This is a genomic window from Legionella oakridgensis ATCC 33761 = DSM 21215, assembly GCF_000512355.1.
In the GTDB taxonomy this organism is placed as follows: Bacteria; Pseudomonadota; Gammaproteobacteria; order Legionellales; family Legionellaceae; genus Legionella_A; species Legionella_A oakridgensis.
The window spans coordinates 2,528,184-2,545,236 of record NZ_CP004006.1 but is presented as its reverse complement, the minus strand read 5'-3'; the positions used below and the strand labels follow the sequence as shown (position 1 = coordinate 2,545,236).

Here is a 17,053-nt window from a genome sequence, read left to right as displayed (position 1 = left end):
GTGCAGCGCTAACAGGTTATCAAGGTGTTCTATCAGGCCGCAGGGCTGGCGATTCTTTGTGGCAACTCCTCCAGGAAGGTGGTGGTGCTTGTGGGACCGGAAGCAAAAAAGCGATGTTTGCAGTAAATAGCTTGTTTTTCAGCAGCCAGCCGGGTACTTACGGTCGTTTCATCAGAAGCCTCTAATTGCCGTATGTCTTTTTGCAGTTGAGTTAAGCGCTTGCTTTTTTCCTGAGCAATGCCTTGACCAATCCAGGCGCTTTGCAATTGCTTTTCTTTATGCCGTTCAATGCGATAAAGCGCATGTTCAATCGTCCAGGCAGATGAAGGCCGTGCTGCCTGTTTTGGAAGCGTCACCGTTTTTTCTTCTGAAAGACCCAGTTGCTTGTCCCAGGCACGGGCGAAGGTAATGGCTTTGCGTGGTGCCGTATTCATTTTGCTGGTTAAATAATCCCAGCTGGCCGCGAGAAAATAAATGGGTGAAAAAAGCAATTTAAGAAAGCGGGTAGGCAGGTCCGCTTCATGATCATGGCCATGCTCTTCTCCTAATCGTTCCTGTAATAAGGCTTTGACATTGTGCGTATCAGGATGTTTATGATCGTCGTCGTCATGATCATGGCCAAGGAAATAATGAGCGTCTTCAAATCCTTCGCTAAGAATACCAAGAAGTGCTGAAGCAATTTGCGAGACGCCAGGCACACGATCGGCGGTAACACCAATACTAATCAAATGACCGAAAAATAAGAGAATGCGTAAGGGCGTGAGCGTGAGTTTTAACAATAGGCGGAAGGGATTGAACAGTTGCAGCCAGTTTTCATGTTGTTGTAAATGACTAAAACCATGTTTAATGCCATTCCACATACGGGAAAATATATTACTTTGCATGCGCGTGGCGTCATCGAGCATTTCCAATGACTCACTGGTGTTTTGCAAGTTGAATACCACAGCCGATAAGCCAGTAATCATGGGGGTAATAATCCCCATGATGAAGCTTGGCATCTTGCTCATCCAGGTAAAAAGCGGTCGAGCTTCTTTGGCAATTGTCCACCACGTGCCGGCGGTGCAAATGGTTAATGCCAGCGCCAAGGCAACCAGTGCGATGGCCATGACGGCCATGAAGATACTGCGCAAGTTTACGCCATGGCTTAAGTCATCGCGGATTTTTCTATACCATGTGCGCAATGTATCATTGGCTATCATGTCGGTTATTGCATTGTAAGTCAGCAAAGCGTAAGCAGAACCTGCCATGATGGCCATAGGGACAATCAACAGTGGCCAAGCGGTAAAAGAAATGGCTGCCATGAAGGGAATGGTGGAAAAAGCTTCCACTAAAAGATAGGTGGTTCCTAGCCCCATAAATAAGCCGGCAAGGCCACTGAACAATTTTACTCCAAGATACGTATTACGGCGCTGATTAAGCCGTGTCCGCCATTGGTCTTGTTCATGACGGGCAAGCCAGTTGCGCAATTCGAGTTCGTAGGCCGTTAATTCTTCTTCATCGTTATGTTGGGCAAACAATTGCACTGCAAACCATTTTTCCATGTCGCGTAGTGTTTTCTCTACCTGCTTTTTTTGTGCCTGACTTGCTTTATCCAGGCGGGTATGTCCGAATGCATGGAGTAAGTTGAGTTGAGCTTCATAATCTTTGAAAAATAGGGGGCAATCTTCAGACGCTGTATCGGGAAATTGTTTGAACAAATACTCTTTGGCCAGCTGGCGTTCCAAATGCTGGTGTTTAAAAAGCTTATTCAACGCGCCTTTGATGTTTTGTAAATAAATTTCCCCTTCGTAAGCGACAGAAAGCCCAAAAGCTGCAAAAGCGAGAGGAAGGATTGGCCATAAGGCATACATGCCACCAAAACTTAAGAAACCAATAATTAAGCTGGCGCCTGCGGTCAGCAACAGCAAGGTGAGATGATAAGGCAGTTTTTTTAAGCGTTTTCTTGATAAATTCATAATCATCAGTTGGACTGCAATAATAAGATTGGTACTTTATTACAAATGAAAATGATTATCAATAACAATTGGGTGAGATTTAAATGCTGACCAGGAGATGCTTAGCTGGAATCCAGAAGATTTCGTTTGAACTTATCTCAGCAGGTTAGCTTGAATAATCAATACGCCTATAAGGAAAAGAAATGTTGCCATGTTGGGAAAGCAAGTGATTTAAAAACGGCATTCCAACGCGTATGAGCTGGAATGCCGAAAAAGATTTTCAGCAAAAATGCGCTGCTTTATAGGGTAGCGGCTATGGTAGATGCTTCATGGGGTGCTTCAATATCTACTAAACCGGCATTGATTTGCTTTTGAATGTCCTCAACCATAGCAACAGCCGCTGTTTTGGCAGGAGCAAAAAAGAGATTGCTGTTTTGGCCAAAGGTGATGGCAAACCCGAAGCCATTGGCGATGGATTTCAGGAAGTTTATGAAACATTGCAGCAATCTTGGTTCTTTGGCCAAATCGCCTTGTTTTGCAGCATCGACGGCTTCTGTGCATTGACGCTGGAAAGTTGCGCGAGTGTCTTTATCTAAAGGATTTTTGTAATATTCATCGGCATAACCTTGCAGCTTGGTAAGCAACGCATTTGCGGCGGCATGGATCAAGCGGTAGCGTGAATTGTCCGTAATCTTATCTTCCAAAGCTGAAACATTGGCAGTAAGTGCATCCAATGCGGTTTGAATAGGTTTGATTGCTGCGGTAATTTTAGCTTGTTGGGCTTCTGTTTCGTCATCGGAACCACTTACAGAACTGAGGGAACCCGTTTCTATGAGGACATCATCAGTCGTGCGCTCGGCTTCATTTAAAGCACGAACTTTTTCTGCAATTTCACGTGCTGCTTGTTCTTCCTCGGCGGTAAGTTTGTGAGGAGCGGCTGGCTCTTCTGCGAGGCGACGTTGCTCTTCGAGACGACGTTGTTCTTCAAGATGACGTTGTTCTTCAAGGTGACGTTGTTCTTCAAGGCGATGTTGTTCTTCAAGACGATGTTGTTCTTCAAGGCGATGTTGTTCTTCAAGACGATGTTGTTCTTCAAGACGACGTTGTTCTTCAAGACGATGTTGTTCTTCAAGACGATGTTGTTCTTCAAGACGACGCTCTTCAGCGGCACGTTCTTGGCGGCGTTGTTCAGAATAACGTTCATTCAATTGAGCGACCAATTCACTGATTTTCAGGTCTAATTGCGCAATTTGTTCTGCATGTCCTTTGGTAAAAGTAGGGTTAGTACTGTACCAGCCATCTGCCCCATGGTTTCTGCGAAGTTTGGCTGCCATGGCAGTTGTTATGAGTCTTACTGATTCTTGCGCGTCTACTCGCGGTTGGGTCAATTTAGCCGTAAGGGATGCGATCACTTCTTCTCTTACTTCAACATGATATTTAAATTTTAATGACTCTTGTAATCGAGCTACGGTTGTCTGTCTTGAGCTTGCCATGCTTTTCTCCACTTTGATTAAATAGTTACCATGGTTTGGGCCGAACCATGCTAGCATAGTTGCTTATTTTTGTAAATATTTTGTTTGCTTTAGCATTTAAACAACCCTATTGTTTAATATAAGAACGGTTTCTGGGCGTTTTGATCCTGGATAGCGCTTTGCGTTATTCAGGCTACGATGAGGAATAGCCCATCCGAAAAAGGATGGGCGGATTGAAAACTAACCTTTACTTATAGTTCTGAACGAGGGCTTTCAGGTTCAGCTTCAGGTGCGGTTAAGTCACCTTTATTGAGTTTGGTTTGCAGCGCTTTAAGTTCTTTGACGGTCTCTGTCTCGGCAACGGCAAACATTCTTTGCGGTCCCCCTGGAATCAAGCCCACGGTATACTTAACAAACGCGTTGACGATCTCTTGCAAACATTTAAGACAAGCTTGAGCAAGCGTTGGTTCTTTGGCAATATCGCCTTTTAGTGATTGCTCAATTAAATCGTTGCAAATTGCTTTAAAAGCTGTTTGCGCAGTTGGATTCAGTGGATCGTTTAAATACGTCTTCGTTGCAAGTTTTAAGTCATCGAGCAATGTTTGTGCTGCAGAATAGATGTCGTGTTTTCTTTGAGAGGGTTGTGAAAGATTATCGGCTAAGCCTCGAAATATTACCCCTTGAAATTCCTCAAAGGCTTTATTGATGGTGGTGGTTGCTCGCTCTTTGGCTGTGGTGCGTTCACGTTCTTGCGCTTCTCTGCGTGCACTCTCTTCAGCAACACGGCGTTCTTCGGTGCCTGTGCGCTCACGCTCTTCAGCAACAAGGCGTGCACGGTCTTGAAGTTGGGTTGTTATTTCACGAAGACGGCCATCAAGTGTAGCGATGTGTTGTGCATGCTCTTTTGTGAACGGTTGATCAGCCTCATACCATGGCTTTGATCCATGCTCTTTCCTGATATTGAGATTTATGATTTGCTGAGCAACTTCGAAAGATAGTTGCCCACTATGCGGTTTGTCGAGTTCAGCGGTAAGCTGCTCGATAAGCTTTTCTCTTTCTGCGACGTGAGCTTCATATTTTAATTTTTCCTGTAATCGTTCTCTTGGAGTGCGTGGCATGATATTTCCTTTTGGTAATGTGTATGCTGTTAATTTTAGCTGCTTAAGCTTAAGAAATGCTGAATCAATCTGTTAAGAATGTGTAAATTTTTGCACTTATAGTTCAATAATGACTCTTATTTGAAAAAAGCATATACGATTGCTCTTCGTTTTGAGCTGGGTTACTGGAGTAGTTTCGGTGCGTTTTGATCCTGGATAGCGCTTTGTGTTATCCAGGTTACTGAGGAATAGCCCATCCGAGGAAGGATGGGCGGATTGAAACCAAGTTTTGCTTATAGTTCTTGACGAAAATTTTCGGGTTCAACGTCAGGTGCGGTTAAGTCACCTTTATTGAGTTTGGTTTGCAGCGCTTTAAGTTCTTTGACGGTCTCTGTCTCGGCAACGGCAAACATTCTTTGAGGCCCTCCTGGAATCAGGCCCACGGTATACTTAACCACTGCGTTTACGATCTCTTGCAAACATTTAAGACAAGCTTGAGCAAGCGTTGGTTCTTTGGCAATATCGCCTTTTAGTGATTGCTCAATTAAATCGTTGCAAATTGCTTTAAAAGCTGTTTGCGCAGTTGGATTCAGCGGATCGTTTAAATACGTCTGCGTTGCAAGTTTTAAGTCATTGAGCAATGTTTGTGCTGCAGAATAGATGTCGTGTTTTCTTTGAGAGGGTTGTGAAAGATTATCGGCTAAGCCTCGAAATATTACCCCTTGAAATTCCTCAAAGGCTTTATTGATGGTGGTGGTTGCTCGCTCTTTGGCTGTGGTGCGTTCACGTTCTTGCGCTGCTCTGCGCTCTTCTACTGCCCTGCGCTCTTCAGCAACCCGACGTTCTTCGGCGAGCGTGCGTTCACGCTCTTCAGCAACCCGACGTTCTTCGGCGAGCGCGCGTTCATGCTCTTCGGCAACCCGACGTTCTTCGGCGAGTGCGCGCTCACGCTCTTCGGCAACCCGGCGTTCTTCGGCAGCAAGATGTGCTTGTTCATACAGTGCTTCTCGTTGTTGATGACTCTCTTCTTCAGCGGCTAATGCAGATTGACAAGTTGTTTGTAGCCCTTTGGCGTGTTCGTATAAACCACGTACATCTACTTTTAATTGTTCAACATCGGCTTCACCACCTCGATATATTTGGGAAAGTCCGCCCATTGTCCTAAAATGTTCATCAAGGGCTTCGACAAGCAATTCAAGGGCGTCTTCATGAAGACCTTCATCCATGCGGGATTGTGCGGAATCGATTTTTTCTTGCATGAAAGATTTAAGTTCACTGAGAACTTGTTGAGCTTTTGCCATAATATTTTCCTTTTAAGTAAAGTGTATGCTGTTAATTTTAGTTGCTTAAGCTTAAGAAATGCTGAATAAATCTGTTAATAATCCGTAAAAATTTATACATTAAGTATAGTTATGTATCTATTTTGATGGGAATCATATAAGATTGCTCTCTACTTGCATTGGACTATGATTAACAATTTACTGATAAAAATAAGGATGAATGATGTCTAAAGTACATTGGATAGCTGGGTTAATTGGTGGCGTTTTATGGGGTTCCCAATGGGTTGCTGAGGCTGCACCTGCCGTTGAGCAAATACAAGTTCCGCACTGCCTGGCATCCGAATTGTCGCCCGGTTATGCTGTGCTTGCAGAAGATCGCGCCTTTAAAATCTTGGAAGTTCCGGCAAATGAGGTCGATAAAGTCAGTCGACTTGCGCATCAAGTTCATTGTGGGCGCTTTATGAATATTAGCCATCGTTTTCATGAATTATCTTTCGAAGGTCGACAACAAATGGCATCAGGCTTGTTGCAAAAACCGGCCGTTGCCACTTTGGCATCTCCTACGGCCAAAAAGTACTCCATTGGTCATCGGAAAATAGTGCGACAAGCATTAAAAACAATCCAAGCGGATAATCTCTGGGATACTTTGACGCAAATGACAACGTTTACCAATCGCTCAGCGACTCAAAAAAGTGGAGTGCAAACTGCTCATTGGTTGAAAGAGCAATTTGAACGGTTAGCCGTCACGTATGGGCGAGAAGACACACAAACTTTTTTGTGACAAGTGGTGGGCGTTATAGACAACCATCGTTGGTTACCGTGATTGGGAAGGATATTCAGGCGCCGGCCGTAATTCTTGGTGCTCATATGGATACACTTGGCGAACATGAGCACGAACGAATGCCTGGTGCCGGCGATGATGGCAGTGGTTCCGCAACGGCGATGGAAGTGGCGCGTGTTTTGTTGGCTTCAGACTTTAAATTACAGCGTCCTATTTATATTATTTGGTACGCCGCTGAAGAACAAGGCTTGGTTGGCTCCCAACAGGTGGTACGCTATTTTCTAAATCATGCCATTCCAGTGCATGCAGCCATTCAATTTGATATGACTGGTTTTCGCAATCAACCCGAGGATAAGACCATCTGGGTTTTTAAGGATTACACTGATAAAGAGTTAAGTGCTTTTATGACTAAGCTGATTCAAGTATACATAAATGTTCCTGTTGCCTATTCCAAATGTGGCTATGGCTGCAGTGATCATGCATCCTGGACGGAGGCTGGTATTCCGGCGGCATTTCCCTGTGAAACCAGTTTTGAAGCACATAACCCTTACATTCATACACCTTCGGATACGCTGGATTTACTCAATCTTGAGCATATGACCAATTTTACTCGATTGGGTCTTGCCTTTGCCATTGAGCTTGCTGCGGCATAAGCGTAGTAGGGCTTCTTGAGCAGCTAAATGGATAGGGGATTTGCAAGCTTGGATATTGCCGCTAAAATCCATTTTTTTGTAAAAGCACAGGATTAACCGTGATAAATCAAGCTATTTCTGCAGCCATCATTGATAATTTAATTGACGTGATGAGCATTGCCGTGCAACATTCTTCTCATGAAGGTTCGGGAATCGAAGATATAGGTGGTTCTCTTTTCTATTTTAGCGGTTGTGAGTTCCCGTTTTTTAATGGCTTATTTAATAATTATAAAAATTCGCAATCCTTCATAAAGGATGATTTGCAAGCGCTCATTGATTTTTACACGGTTAAAAGACGGCCCTTTGTTTGGTGGTGGATTCAGCAATCAGCCCATTCCTGCTGCAATCAAAACCGATTTAGAGGCAAAAGGATTTCATTCTTTAGGGGATTTCTTAGGAATAGCTGCCAAATTAGACGAGGTAACATTCACTACCGTTAACGATAAAATTAAAGTAAGAGCAGTTAATACTCATAAGGAATACGAGCTGTTTTTAACTATCCTGTGTGAAGTGTTTCAATTATCTGAGTCCATTAAAATGGATTTCAAAGATATGTATAAATCTTATGGTCCCCAGGGAAAGTTTAAATATTACCTAGGGTATTACGAGGGAGAGCCTGTGTCCACCTTAACCACGTATACCGATGGCCAAACTGTTGGCTTATACAATGGTGCGACGCTGGCCAGATTTCAAAAACACGGTTTATGTACTGCGCTTGCTCAGCATGTAATCAAGGAAGCAATGACTTTAAAATGGTAACTCCCCACGTCATCCCGAGTGCAGCGAGGGATCTCCAGCAACTGGCAGGTATTAAATTAATGTAAAAAACACTTGAAAAATTATGCGGTTATGATCAAATAGCTGCATGAAAGACCATGAACAAATCATCACAACGCTTTTGGCAAAGATTGCTGAACTGGAAAAAATCGTAGAACAGCAAGCTGCACAAATAGCAGAGCTGGAAAAACGACTGAACAAGAATAGCAGCAACAGCTCAAAGCCCCCCGTCAAGTGACGGGTTAGGCAAACTACGCCGTACGACATCACTACGTGAAAATGGGAAACGTAACAGTGGTGGCCAAAAGGCCACAAGGGCGAAACGTTAAAACAGATTAAATCACCAGATATTGTCAAAAACCATGTATTGCTAACATGCCCGGATTGTTATGGTTCATTACTTTCAACGCCGGTGATTGGAATTGTGAAGCGCCAGGTTTTTGATATTCCACTACCCAAAATTGAAGTCACGGAACATCAGGTTGAAGTAAAATATTGCGAGTGCTGTAATAAAACGATAACAGCAGCATTTCCTGCAGGTGTTCTTGCCCCTGTCCAATACGGTGAAGTTATTCGTAGTTGGAGCGTGTATTATCAATATCAGCATTTTATTCCAGAAGACAGGCTGCAACAGTTGTTTTATGACCTGTACGGAATTCAACTGGCTACTGCAACACGGACTGGATATAACCGGATTGCCTTTGATACATTGGCATCATTTGAAGAATCGGTATTGTCTGCAGTCAAAACTGCTGCCGTAAAAAACCTGGATGAAACAGGGTTTCGTGTGGCCGGAAAAACACAATGGTTGCATGTGGATCGACTGGTTTATTTTGAAGTTTGTTCAGGCATCGTCATGGCTATTGAGCGAGAAAAACAAATCAAAGGGTGGTCTCGAAAAAAGAAGCATGATTTGATTAATGCATTGAATCCTGAATGGAACGATTTGTATCCATCGCTACTTTAAAAATTGTGCCACTGCAGGCAGATCCCTCGCTGCACTCGGGATGACGTGGGGAGTTACTTAAAATGTGAGTATGCTGTATCACAGTTGATGGCACCGGGAATGGCAAAAGGCTTAAGTGAACAACTAGGGTTTAAAACGTACAGTTTATTACTGCCATTTTTAATGGATCCACAGGCGATGTATTAATGAGTGCTGTTCATTGAATAGACAAGGCAATCTATAATTTAATCATGTTCCGGTTTGTGGTTAGCCGTTGGCGGGCAATGTTGCTCGGCTATTACTTGGCCACCGATATCGATGGTTTGCAGGATGATAGGAAATTTCCATAAAGTATGTAAATGTTTCAATACTTCCTGGGTTGTATTTCCTAAAGGGATTCGGTTTTGTTGAGTGTATTGCAGCGTTAATGTCCGATCACCTTCCAAATTGACAGAATAAATTTGAATATTTGGTTCCAGATTACCCAAATTGTACTGCCTTGATAAAGCTTCACGAATCAGTTGATAACCTTGTTCATTGTGAATGGCGCCAATGATTAGCTCCGGATTGCGGTCATCATCCATAATGTGAAATAATTTCAAGTCGCGAATGACGCGCGGTGACAGGTATTGAGCAATAAAGCTCTCATCTTTAAAATTACGCATGGCAGTATCGAGGCTGGTTAGCCAATTGCTGTTAGCCAGATGAGGAAACCATTGTTTGTCTTCATCTGAGGGATTCTCGCAGATGCGTTTGATGTCTTGCATCATATGATAGCCAAGCGTGTAAGGATTGATGCCTGAATAATAAGGGCTATTATACGGAGGCTGCATGATGACGTTGGTGTGATTTTGCAATACTTCCAGCATAAACTCATCCGTGACCAAGCCCTCGTCATACAGAGCATGCAGTAACGTGTAATGCCAAAAGCAAGCCCAGCCTTCATTCATGACTTTAGTTTGACCCTGTGGATAAAAATATTGGGCGATTTTGCGCACAATCCGCACAATTTCCCGTTGCCAGGGTTTAAGCAAGGGCGCGTTTTTTTCAATAAAATAAAGGATATTTTCCTGAGGTTCTGCGGGAAACCGCTGCTGTGAGCGGTTTTGTGCGACTTCCTTACTACGCGGGATAGTACGCCATAATTCGTTCACTTGAGACTGTAAATACACTTCCCGGTTTTGTTGGCGGATTTTTTCTTCCTGAATGGATAAGGTTGCTGGATGTTTGTAGCGATCCACCCCGTAATTCATTAAGGCATGACAAGCATCCAAAATGGCTTCCACTTCATCGATGCCATGATGCTCTTCACATTCACTAATATAGTTTCTGGCAAAGACAAGATAATCAATGATGGCATCAGCGGATGTCCACATTTTGAATAGATAATTGTTCTTAAAAAAAGAATTATGCCCATAGCAAGCATGGGCTATTACCAGTGCCTGCATGGTCATGCTATTTTCTTCCATTAAATAGGCGATGCAGGGATTGGAGTTAATCACCAATTCATAAGCAAGTCCCATTTCTCCACGCTGGTAACTTTTTTCTACGCCAACAAAATGCTTACCAAAAGACCAGTGGTGGTAACCTATTGGCATGCCAACAGAAGCATAGCAATCCATCATTTGCTCGGCCGAAATCACTTCGATTTGATTGGGATACGTATCAAGCTTGAATTCTTTGGCAATTCGCGCGATTTCGCGATCATAATCCTGGATTAAATCAAAGGTCCATTCTGCGCCTCGTGATAATGGTTCTTTCCTCATGCCGTCTTCCTTTTAAATAATTCCCGAAATACCGGATAAATATCGGCGACGTCATCGATGTTTTCCATTGCAAAATTGGAATATTTCTTATGTATCTGCTGATAGACTTCCCACAAGCTTTGATGATGACGAGGCATAATTTCAATGTAGGCAAAATATTGCAAGAGAGGCATGATTTTTTCTTGCAATAATTCCAGACAATAAGGCGAGTCTGCATTCCAATTGTCGCCATCGGAAGCTTGGGCAACGTATATATTCCAAGCGGAAGGATTATAACGTGTTTCGATGATGCTGCTTAATAATTCCAGAGCACTGGACACGACTGTACCACCCGTTTCGCGAGAATAAAAAAGTCTTCTTCATTGACTTCCTTGGCTGACGTGTGATGGCGAATGAAAACTAATTCAATTTTTTCATAGTTTCTGGTAAGAAAAAGATAAAGCAATATAAAGAAACGTTTGGCAATGTCTTTTTTAGGCTCATCCATCGAGCCTGAGACATCCATGATGCAAAACATGACGGCTTGTGTGGATGGCACAGGAACACGAATACGATTGTTATAGCGTAAATCCAAGGTATCAATGAAAGGAACCGCGCGGATCTTCTTTTTCAGAAATTCGATGTCGCGTTGCAGACGTAGAACCTCAAGCTGTTCAGGGGCGGCAGATTGTTGCAAGTGTTCAAGTTCTTTTTCCGCAAGACGTAGTTGACGTTTGTAGGGCGAAGCTAATGCGATTCGTCTGGCTGTTGCCTGCCGCATGGAGCGCAGTACGTTAATATTGGTGGGAGTACCACTGCTAGTGACGCCTGCACGTATGGATTTAAAGGTATTTATGCGAGCCAGTTCTTTTTTAACTAAATCAGGAAGTTCCAAGTCTTCAAAATATAATTCCAGGAATTCTTCACGAGTTAATTGAAAGACAAAGTCATCTTCTCCTTCTCCACTATCGCTGGCTTGGCTGCCGCCACCACCCCCACTGCCGCCGCCGGAAGGACGTTTGATTCTATCCCCGGTAATGAATTCATCGTTACCAGGTAACACGCGCTCTACTTGCCCACCTTGTCCGTGGCGAAAATGCGGCTCTGAAATGTCTTTGGCCGGAATGGAAATTTGTTCGCCTTGATCAATTTCAGTAATACTGCGCCGGCCAACTGCATCAGATACCGCACGTTTGATATGATTTTTATAACGACGCAGGAAGCGTTGGCGATTCACGGTGCTTTTCTTACCTGCATTTTGTCGTCTGTCAATCAACTGACTCATGATGACTTACACCTTTATTGCGATTTACGTACTCGTAAATACCATTCAGAGAGCAATCGAACTTGTTTTGGGGTATAGCCTTTATCCACCATACGTGCAATAAATTCCTCGTGCTTTTTCCTGTCTTCTTCAGACGCTTTGGCATTAAAGGAAATGACAGGAAGCAAGTCCTCGGTGTTGGTAAACATTTTTTTCTCTATCACCGTACGCAATTTTTCGTAACTGTTCCATTTGGGATTATGCCCGCTGTTATTGGCACGTGCTCGTAATACAAAGTTCACGACTTCATTACGGAAATCTTTGGGATTCGATATGCCTGCCGGCTTTTCAATTTTTTCCAGTTCTGAATTGAGCGCGCTGCGGTCAAAAATCTCACCAGTATCAGGGTCACGGTAATCTTGATCTTGAATCCAGAAGTCTGCATACGTGATGTAGCGGTCAAAAATGTTTTGTCCATATTCAGAATAGGATTCCAGGTAAGCCGTTTGAATTTCCTTACCGATAAATTCCACGTATTTGGGCGATAAAAATTCTTTAATGAATGACAAGTATTTTTCATGCAACTCTTGCGGGAATTGTTCTTGTTCAATTTGACGTTCCAACACATAGAGCAGATGCACAGGATTGGCGGCTATTTCCAAATGGTCAAAATTAAATACTTTTGACAAGATTTTAAAAGCAAAGCGAGTGGATATGCCATTCATCCCTTCGTCTACACCGGCAAAATCGCGGTATTCTTGATAGGATTTTGCTTTAGGGTCGGTGTCTTTTAGGCTCTCGCCATTATATACCCGTAATTTGGAGTAAATGCTTGAGTTTTGTGGCTCTTTCAAACGGGTTAGTACCGAAAATTGTGCCAGCATATCCAGAGTTCCAGGGGCACATGGTGCGCTCATAAGCGAACTGTTATCAATGAGTTTGCGATAGATTTTGATTTCTTCCGATACTCTTAAGCAATAAGGTACCTTGACGATATTAATACGATCAATAAAGGCTTCGTTATTCTTATTATTACGAAATGACTGCCATTCCGCTTCATTTGAGTGAGCAAGAATAATCCCTTCAAAAGGAATGGCTGATAAGCCTTCCGTGGGATTATAATTCCCTTCTTGGGTTGCGGTTAATAAAGGGTGCAAGACTTTGATGGGCGCTTTAAACATTTCTACAAATTCAAGCAAGCCGCGATTGGCGCGACACAATCCTCCTGAATAACTGTAGGCATCTGGGTCATCCTGGGAAAATTCTTCCAATTTACGAATGTCTACTTTACCAACCAAAGAAGAAATATCCTGGTTGTTTTCGTCACCAGGCTCTGTCTTGGCCACAGCAATTTGTTTGATGCGTGACGGCTTAACTTTAATAACGCGGAATTGGTTGATATCACCATTGTACTCATGCAATCTTTTAATAGCCCAAGGGGACAGGACGTAACGAAGACAACGTTTGGGAATGCCATAACGTTCAAAAAGTAATTCACCGTCTTCATCGGCATTAAAGAGTGATAAGGGAGAGTCGAAAACTGGAGAGCCTTTAATGGCATAAAAAGGAACTTTTTGCATCAAGTCTTTTAATTTTTCTGCCAAGGACGATTTGCCGCCACCCACCGGTCCTAATAAATACAAGACTTGTTTTGTTTCTTCCAAACCTTGGGCTGCGTGTTTAAGAAAGCCGACGATTTGTTCAATAGGTTCTTCCATTCCATAAAAATTACTAAACACTTCATAGCGAGGAATGACTTTATTGGAAAAAATACGAGATAAAACCGGATCGTGGCGAGTATCAACCAGTTCGGGTTCACCAATGGCCATCAACAGGCGTTCGGCAGGGTTTGCATAGGCGGATGGATCATTACGGCATAATTCCAAGTAGTCATCCAAAGACAGTTCTTCTTCTTTATTGTCGACAAAGCGGCGGGTATAGCCGGCTAAAAACTCTTGTGTATTCATAACATCCCCTTATTACTTATCCCTGAGGAAACAGTATCATAAAAACAGTCATAGGTGTGATTAAATGCTTCATTCTCAAATGATTCTTACTATTTTTTTTCGGCAAGTAAGCTAATTATTCCTTTTTTTAGCACACGTTTTCTTTTATAGGATTTATTGCCAAAACATTAAACGTATCATTTACTTACAGTATAGTTTATTACTGAGTTTTATATGAGGTGTTGTCGGCTCTTTCTCTGATTTCTTTAGAGATAGTCGGTTTTTTTACTATAATAGCGCCAAGGATGCCTTGGCGAACGCTCAAGAGAACTCTGGGATTATTATTCAGTGACTTATATAGGAACCTGTCTTCAGAGTCTGGCTATGCAGAGCTAAAAGCCTAGCGACTCTAAAGACAGGTTCTAAATGCATTGTTCCATAAAGACTGCAATCAACGGGAGTTAAGCGCATGTCAGAGACTACTATTTATCGAAAAGACTACCAACCTTATGCTTTTGCCGTAGAGAAAGTGGATTTGAATTTCGACTTATATGATGACCATGCAATAGTCAGTAACCGTATGCAGTTAAAACGGCTTCATCAAGGAGCTTTGCATTTGTATGGAGATGAACTGGAATTACTTGATATTAAGCTTGATGATCATCCCTTAGAGCAAGAAGCGTACCAGTTTACTGATAATGATTTAATCATTCACTCCTGTCCGGATGAATTGACTTTGACGGTGGTGACCCGTATTTATCCTCAGGATAATACTAAGTTATCCGGTCTTTATCGTACTCATCGATTGTTTTGTACTCAGTGTGAGGCGGAAGGTTTTCGCCGTATGACGTTTTTTCCTGATAGGCCAGATGTATTATCTATTTATACGACACGTATTTGTGCAGACAAGAAAAAATATCCAGTTTTGCTTGCTAATGGCAATTTGCTGGATGCTGGTGATGAATCAGAAGGGCGGCATTGGGCAGTCTGGCATGACCCGTTCAAAAAACCCTCTTATTTATTTGCCTTGGTTGCAGGTAATCTCACTGCAGTGACGGACCAGTTTGTTACCTGTTCAGGTAAAACAGTAGACTTACGTATTTACGTGGAGCCTGGTAATGAAGATAAATGCGCTCATGCGATGACTTCATTAAAGAAAGCCATGCGTTGGGATGAAGAAGAATACGGACGAGAATATGATCTGAATATTTTTATGATCGTTGCTGTCAGTGATTTTAATATGGGAGCAATGGAAAACAAGGGATTGAATATTTTCAACTCCAAATACATTCTTGCCCGGCCGGATACAGCAACAGACAGCGATTATGCAGACATTGAGGGTGTTGTAGGGCATGAGTACTTTCATAATTGGACAGGAAATCGCGTTACCTGTCGTGATTGGTTTCAATTAAGCCTCAAAGAAGGGTTGACTGTCTTTCGTGACCAGGAATTTTCCCGCGATATGAATTCCCGGGATGTGAATCGTATTATGGACGTTAGGGTACTGCGTAATACCCAGTTTCCAGAAGACGCTGGTGCCATGGCCCATCCGGTTCGACCGGAGTCTTATCAGGAAATTAATAATTTTTATACGGCAACGGTTTATAATAAGGGCGCGGAAGTCATTCGCATGCAACAGACGTTACTGGGCAAAGAAGGTTTTCGTCGTGGTATGGATTTGTATTTTCAACGCCATGATGGCCAGGCGGTCACAATAGATGATTTTGTTGCCGCTATGGAAGATGCCAATCATGTTGATTTGAGTCAATTCAAACGCTGGTATAGTCAAGCCGGGACACCGGAGGTGACGGTTGACTCGGATTATCATCAGGGAACATTGACGTTGACTTTCACTCAGTTTTGTCGCGCGACTGCCGAATGTCAGGATAAAAAACCGTTCCATATTCCTATAAAGATTGCCTTGTTTAATGCACAAGGTGATGCCTTGCCGCTTGCTCATGACGTTTTGGAGTTGCGTGAGAAAAAACAGTCCTTTCATTTTGACGGATTGCAGGATAAACCACTGCTCTCTCTGCTGCGTGATTTCTCTGCTCCTGTTTCGTTGCATATTAAGCAAAGTCAAAAGGAATTAACGGCATTACTGCGCCATGAAACGGATGGTTTTGCCAAATGGAATGCGGCTCAAAATCTGGCGCTGGACTGTTTGCTTCATTTTTATCAGACCCAACAAGATCAATGGTCTTTGTCAGCCGAATTGGCCGAGGTTTATAAACATGTATTGAAAGATGAGTCACTGGATGCTGCCCTGAGGGCTGAGTTGCTAACACCGCCGGGTTTTGAGGACGTCATGACTAATTTAACCAAGGTCGATGTGAGTCGTGTGGAGGCGGCACGGGATTATTTGCGTGCTCAATTGGGAAGGGAGCTGTTTCCCGCTGCTTATGAATGTTATCGCTCATTATGGCAACTTGAGGATCACACTATGGATGGGAATGCCTATGGGCGGCGCAAGCTGCGTAATATTTGTTTGTGGTTGATGATGAAGTCCAATGAAAAAGAAAGTTTGTCAATTTGTCAGCAGCAATTTTCTCAAGCACAAACGATGACGGATCAAATAGCAAGTTTTGCCTTATTGATTAACTGTACCGACGATTTAATACGCTCAACAGCGATTGAACATTTTTATAAACAATGGGCAAGGGATGAGCTTGTTTTGGATAAATGGTTTGCATTGCAGGCGACTTGTGAATTGCCTGGAACGTTAGCCCGTGTGGAAGCGTTATTAGCGCATCCCGCATTTAATATTAAAAATCCAAATAAAGTTCGTGCTCTGATAGGTGCTTTTTGTCAGAGTAACCCGCGACATTTCCATGCTCTTGATGGTAGTGGCTATGCTTTTTTAAGTACCATGTTAATTAAAACGGATGCACTGAACCCGCAGATTGCTGCACGGCTTGCTACCCCCTTTACCCGTTGGCAACGTCTGGACGAAGAAAGGCAGCGTCTCATGAGAAAGGAGCTTGAGTTTCTGGCTGCAAAAGAGTTGTCGCGTGATTTGCGGGAATTAGTCAGTAAAAGCCTTAATTCGTAATGAATTGACAGAATTAAACGGAAACGGTACTAGGTGTGTTGACAATTTGCTTTAAAACCCACGTCCC

At 43.0% G+C, this 17,053-nt stretch carries 12 protein-coding genes and 1 pseudogene; 6 read left to right on the top strand and 7 right to left on the bottom strand.

Annotated features, from left to right (window positions below; translation table 11 throughout):
• Nucleotides 1-32: 32 nt before the first annotated feature.
• The 4 genes from LOA_RS12360 to LOA_RS14835 all read right to left on the bottom strand — a co-directional run bounded on the left by LOA_RS12360 (nt 33) and on the right by LOA_RS14835 (nt 5,804).
• On the bottom strand, nt 33-1,955 hold the full coding sequence (locus LOA_RS12360) for a hypothetical protein (protein ID WP_025386607.1): 1,923 nt from the start codon (nt 1,953-1,955) through the stop codon (nt 33-35).
• A gap of 278 nt (nt 1,956-2,233) precedes the next feature.
• Nucleotides 2,234-3,427, bottom strand: a complete 1,194-nt coding sequence (locus LOA_RS13925) for a hypothetical protein (protein ID WP_025386606.1) — start codon at nt 3,425-3,427, stop codon at nt 2,234-2,236.
• A 230-nt stretch (nt 3,428-3,657) separates the two neighbouring features.
• Nucleotides 3,658-4,524, bottom strand: a complete 867-nt coding sequence (locus tag LOA_RS12350; RefSeq protein ID WP_025386605.1) for a hypothetical protein — start codon at nt 4,522-4,524, stop codon at nt 3,658-3,660.
• Nucleotides 4,525-4,796: 272 nt separating this feature from the next.
• Nucleotides 4,797-5,804: a hypothetical protein gene (locus LOA_RS14835; protein WP_025386604.1), complete on the bottom strand. Its 1,008-nt coding sequence runs from the start codon at nt 5,802-5,804 to the stop codon at nt 4,797-4,799.
• Nucleotides 5,805-6,006: 202 nt separating this feature from the next.
• Here LOA_RS14835 and LOA_RS15630 point away from each other — a divergent pair, with 202 nt between their 5' ends.
• The 5 genes from LOA_RS15630 (at nt 6,007) to LOA_RS12330 (ending at nt 9,000) form a co-directional block, all read left to right on the top strand.
• Nucleotides 6,007-6,564 carry a zinc-binding metallopeptidase family protein gene (locus LOA_RS15630; protein WP_238551263.1) on the top strand — a complete coding sequence of 186 codons (558 nt, stop codon included), beginning with the start codon at nt 6,007-6,009 and terminating at the stop codon, nt 6,562-6,564.
• The gene (locus LOA_RS15625) at nt 6,561-7,217 is read left to right on the top strand and encodes a M20/M25/M40 family metallo-hydrolase (RefSeq protein ID WP_238551262.1); all 657 of its coding nucleotides are present in this window, start codon (nt 6,561-6,563) and stop codon (nt 7,215-7,217) included. The genes LOA_RS15630 and LOA_RS15625 overlap by 4 nt, the downstream gene beginning before the upstream one ends.
• Before the next feature lie 294 nt (nt 7,218-7,511).
• The gene (locus tag LOA_RS12335) at nt 7,512-8,015 is read left to right on the top strand and encodes an N-acetyltransferase (protein ID WP_025386603.1); all 504 of its coding nucleotides are present in this window, start codon (nt 7,512-7,514) and stop codon (nt 8,013-8,015) included.
• 106 nt (nt 8,016-8,121) lie between these two features.
• On the top strand, nt 8,122-8,271 hold the full coding sequence (locus tag LOA_RS14765; protein WP_158423059.1) for a DUF6444 domain-containing protein: 150 nt from the start codon (nt 8,122-8,124) through the stop codon (nt 8,269-8,271).
• A 129-nt stretch (nt 8,272-8,400) separates the two neighbouring features.
• Nucleotides 8,401-9,000 carry an IS66 family transposase gene (locus tag LOA_RS12330; protein ID WP_081726659.1) on the top strand — a complete coding sequence of 200 codons (600 nt, stop codon included), beginning with the start codon at nt 8,401-8,403 and terminating at the stop codon, nt 8,998-9,000.
• 224 nt (nt 9,001-9,224) lie between these two features.
• Here LOA_RS12330 and LOA_RS12325 read toward each other — a convergent pair whose 3' ends face one another.
• The 3 genes and pseudogenes from LOA_RS12325 to LOA_RS12315 all read right to left on the bottom strand — a co-directional run bounded on the left by LOA_RS12325 (nt 9,225) and on the right by LOA_RS12315 (nt 13,955).
• A complete protein-coding gene (locus tag LOA_RS12325) occupies nt 9,225-10,745 on the bottom strand; it encodes a SpoVR family protein (protein WP_025386601.1) in 1,521 nt (506 codons plus the stop codon).
• Nucleotides 10,742-12,009, bottom strand: a pseudogene (locus LOA_RS12320) (YeaH/YhbH family protein). Before LOA_RS12320 ends, LOA_RS12325 begins: the two are co-directional and overlap by 4 nt.
• Before the next feature lie 14 nt (nt 12,010-12,023).
• Nucleotides 12,024-13,955, bottom strand: coding sequence for a PrkA family serine protein kinase (locus LOA_RS12315; protein ID WP_025386600.1), 1,932 nt, complete (start codon nt 13,953-13,955; stop codon nt 12,024-12,026).
• A 448-nt stretch (nt 13,956-14,403) separates the two neighbouring features.
• Between LOA_RS12315 and pepN the strand changes: the two genes are divergently transcribed.
• Entirely contained in the window at nt 14,404-16,986 is a 2,583-nt protein-coding gene (gene pepN / locus LOA_RS12310) for an aminopeptidase N (protein ID WP_025386599.1), read from the top strand.
• Nucleotides 16,987-17,053 lie beyond the last annotated feature (67 nt).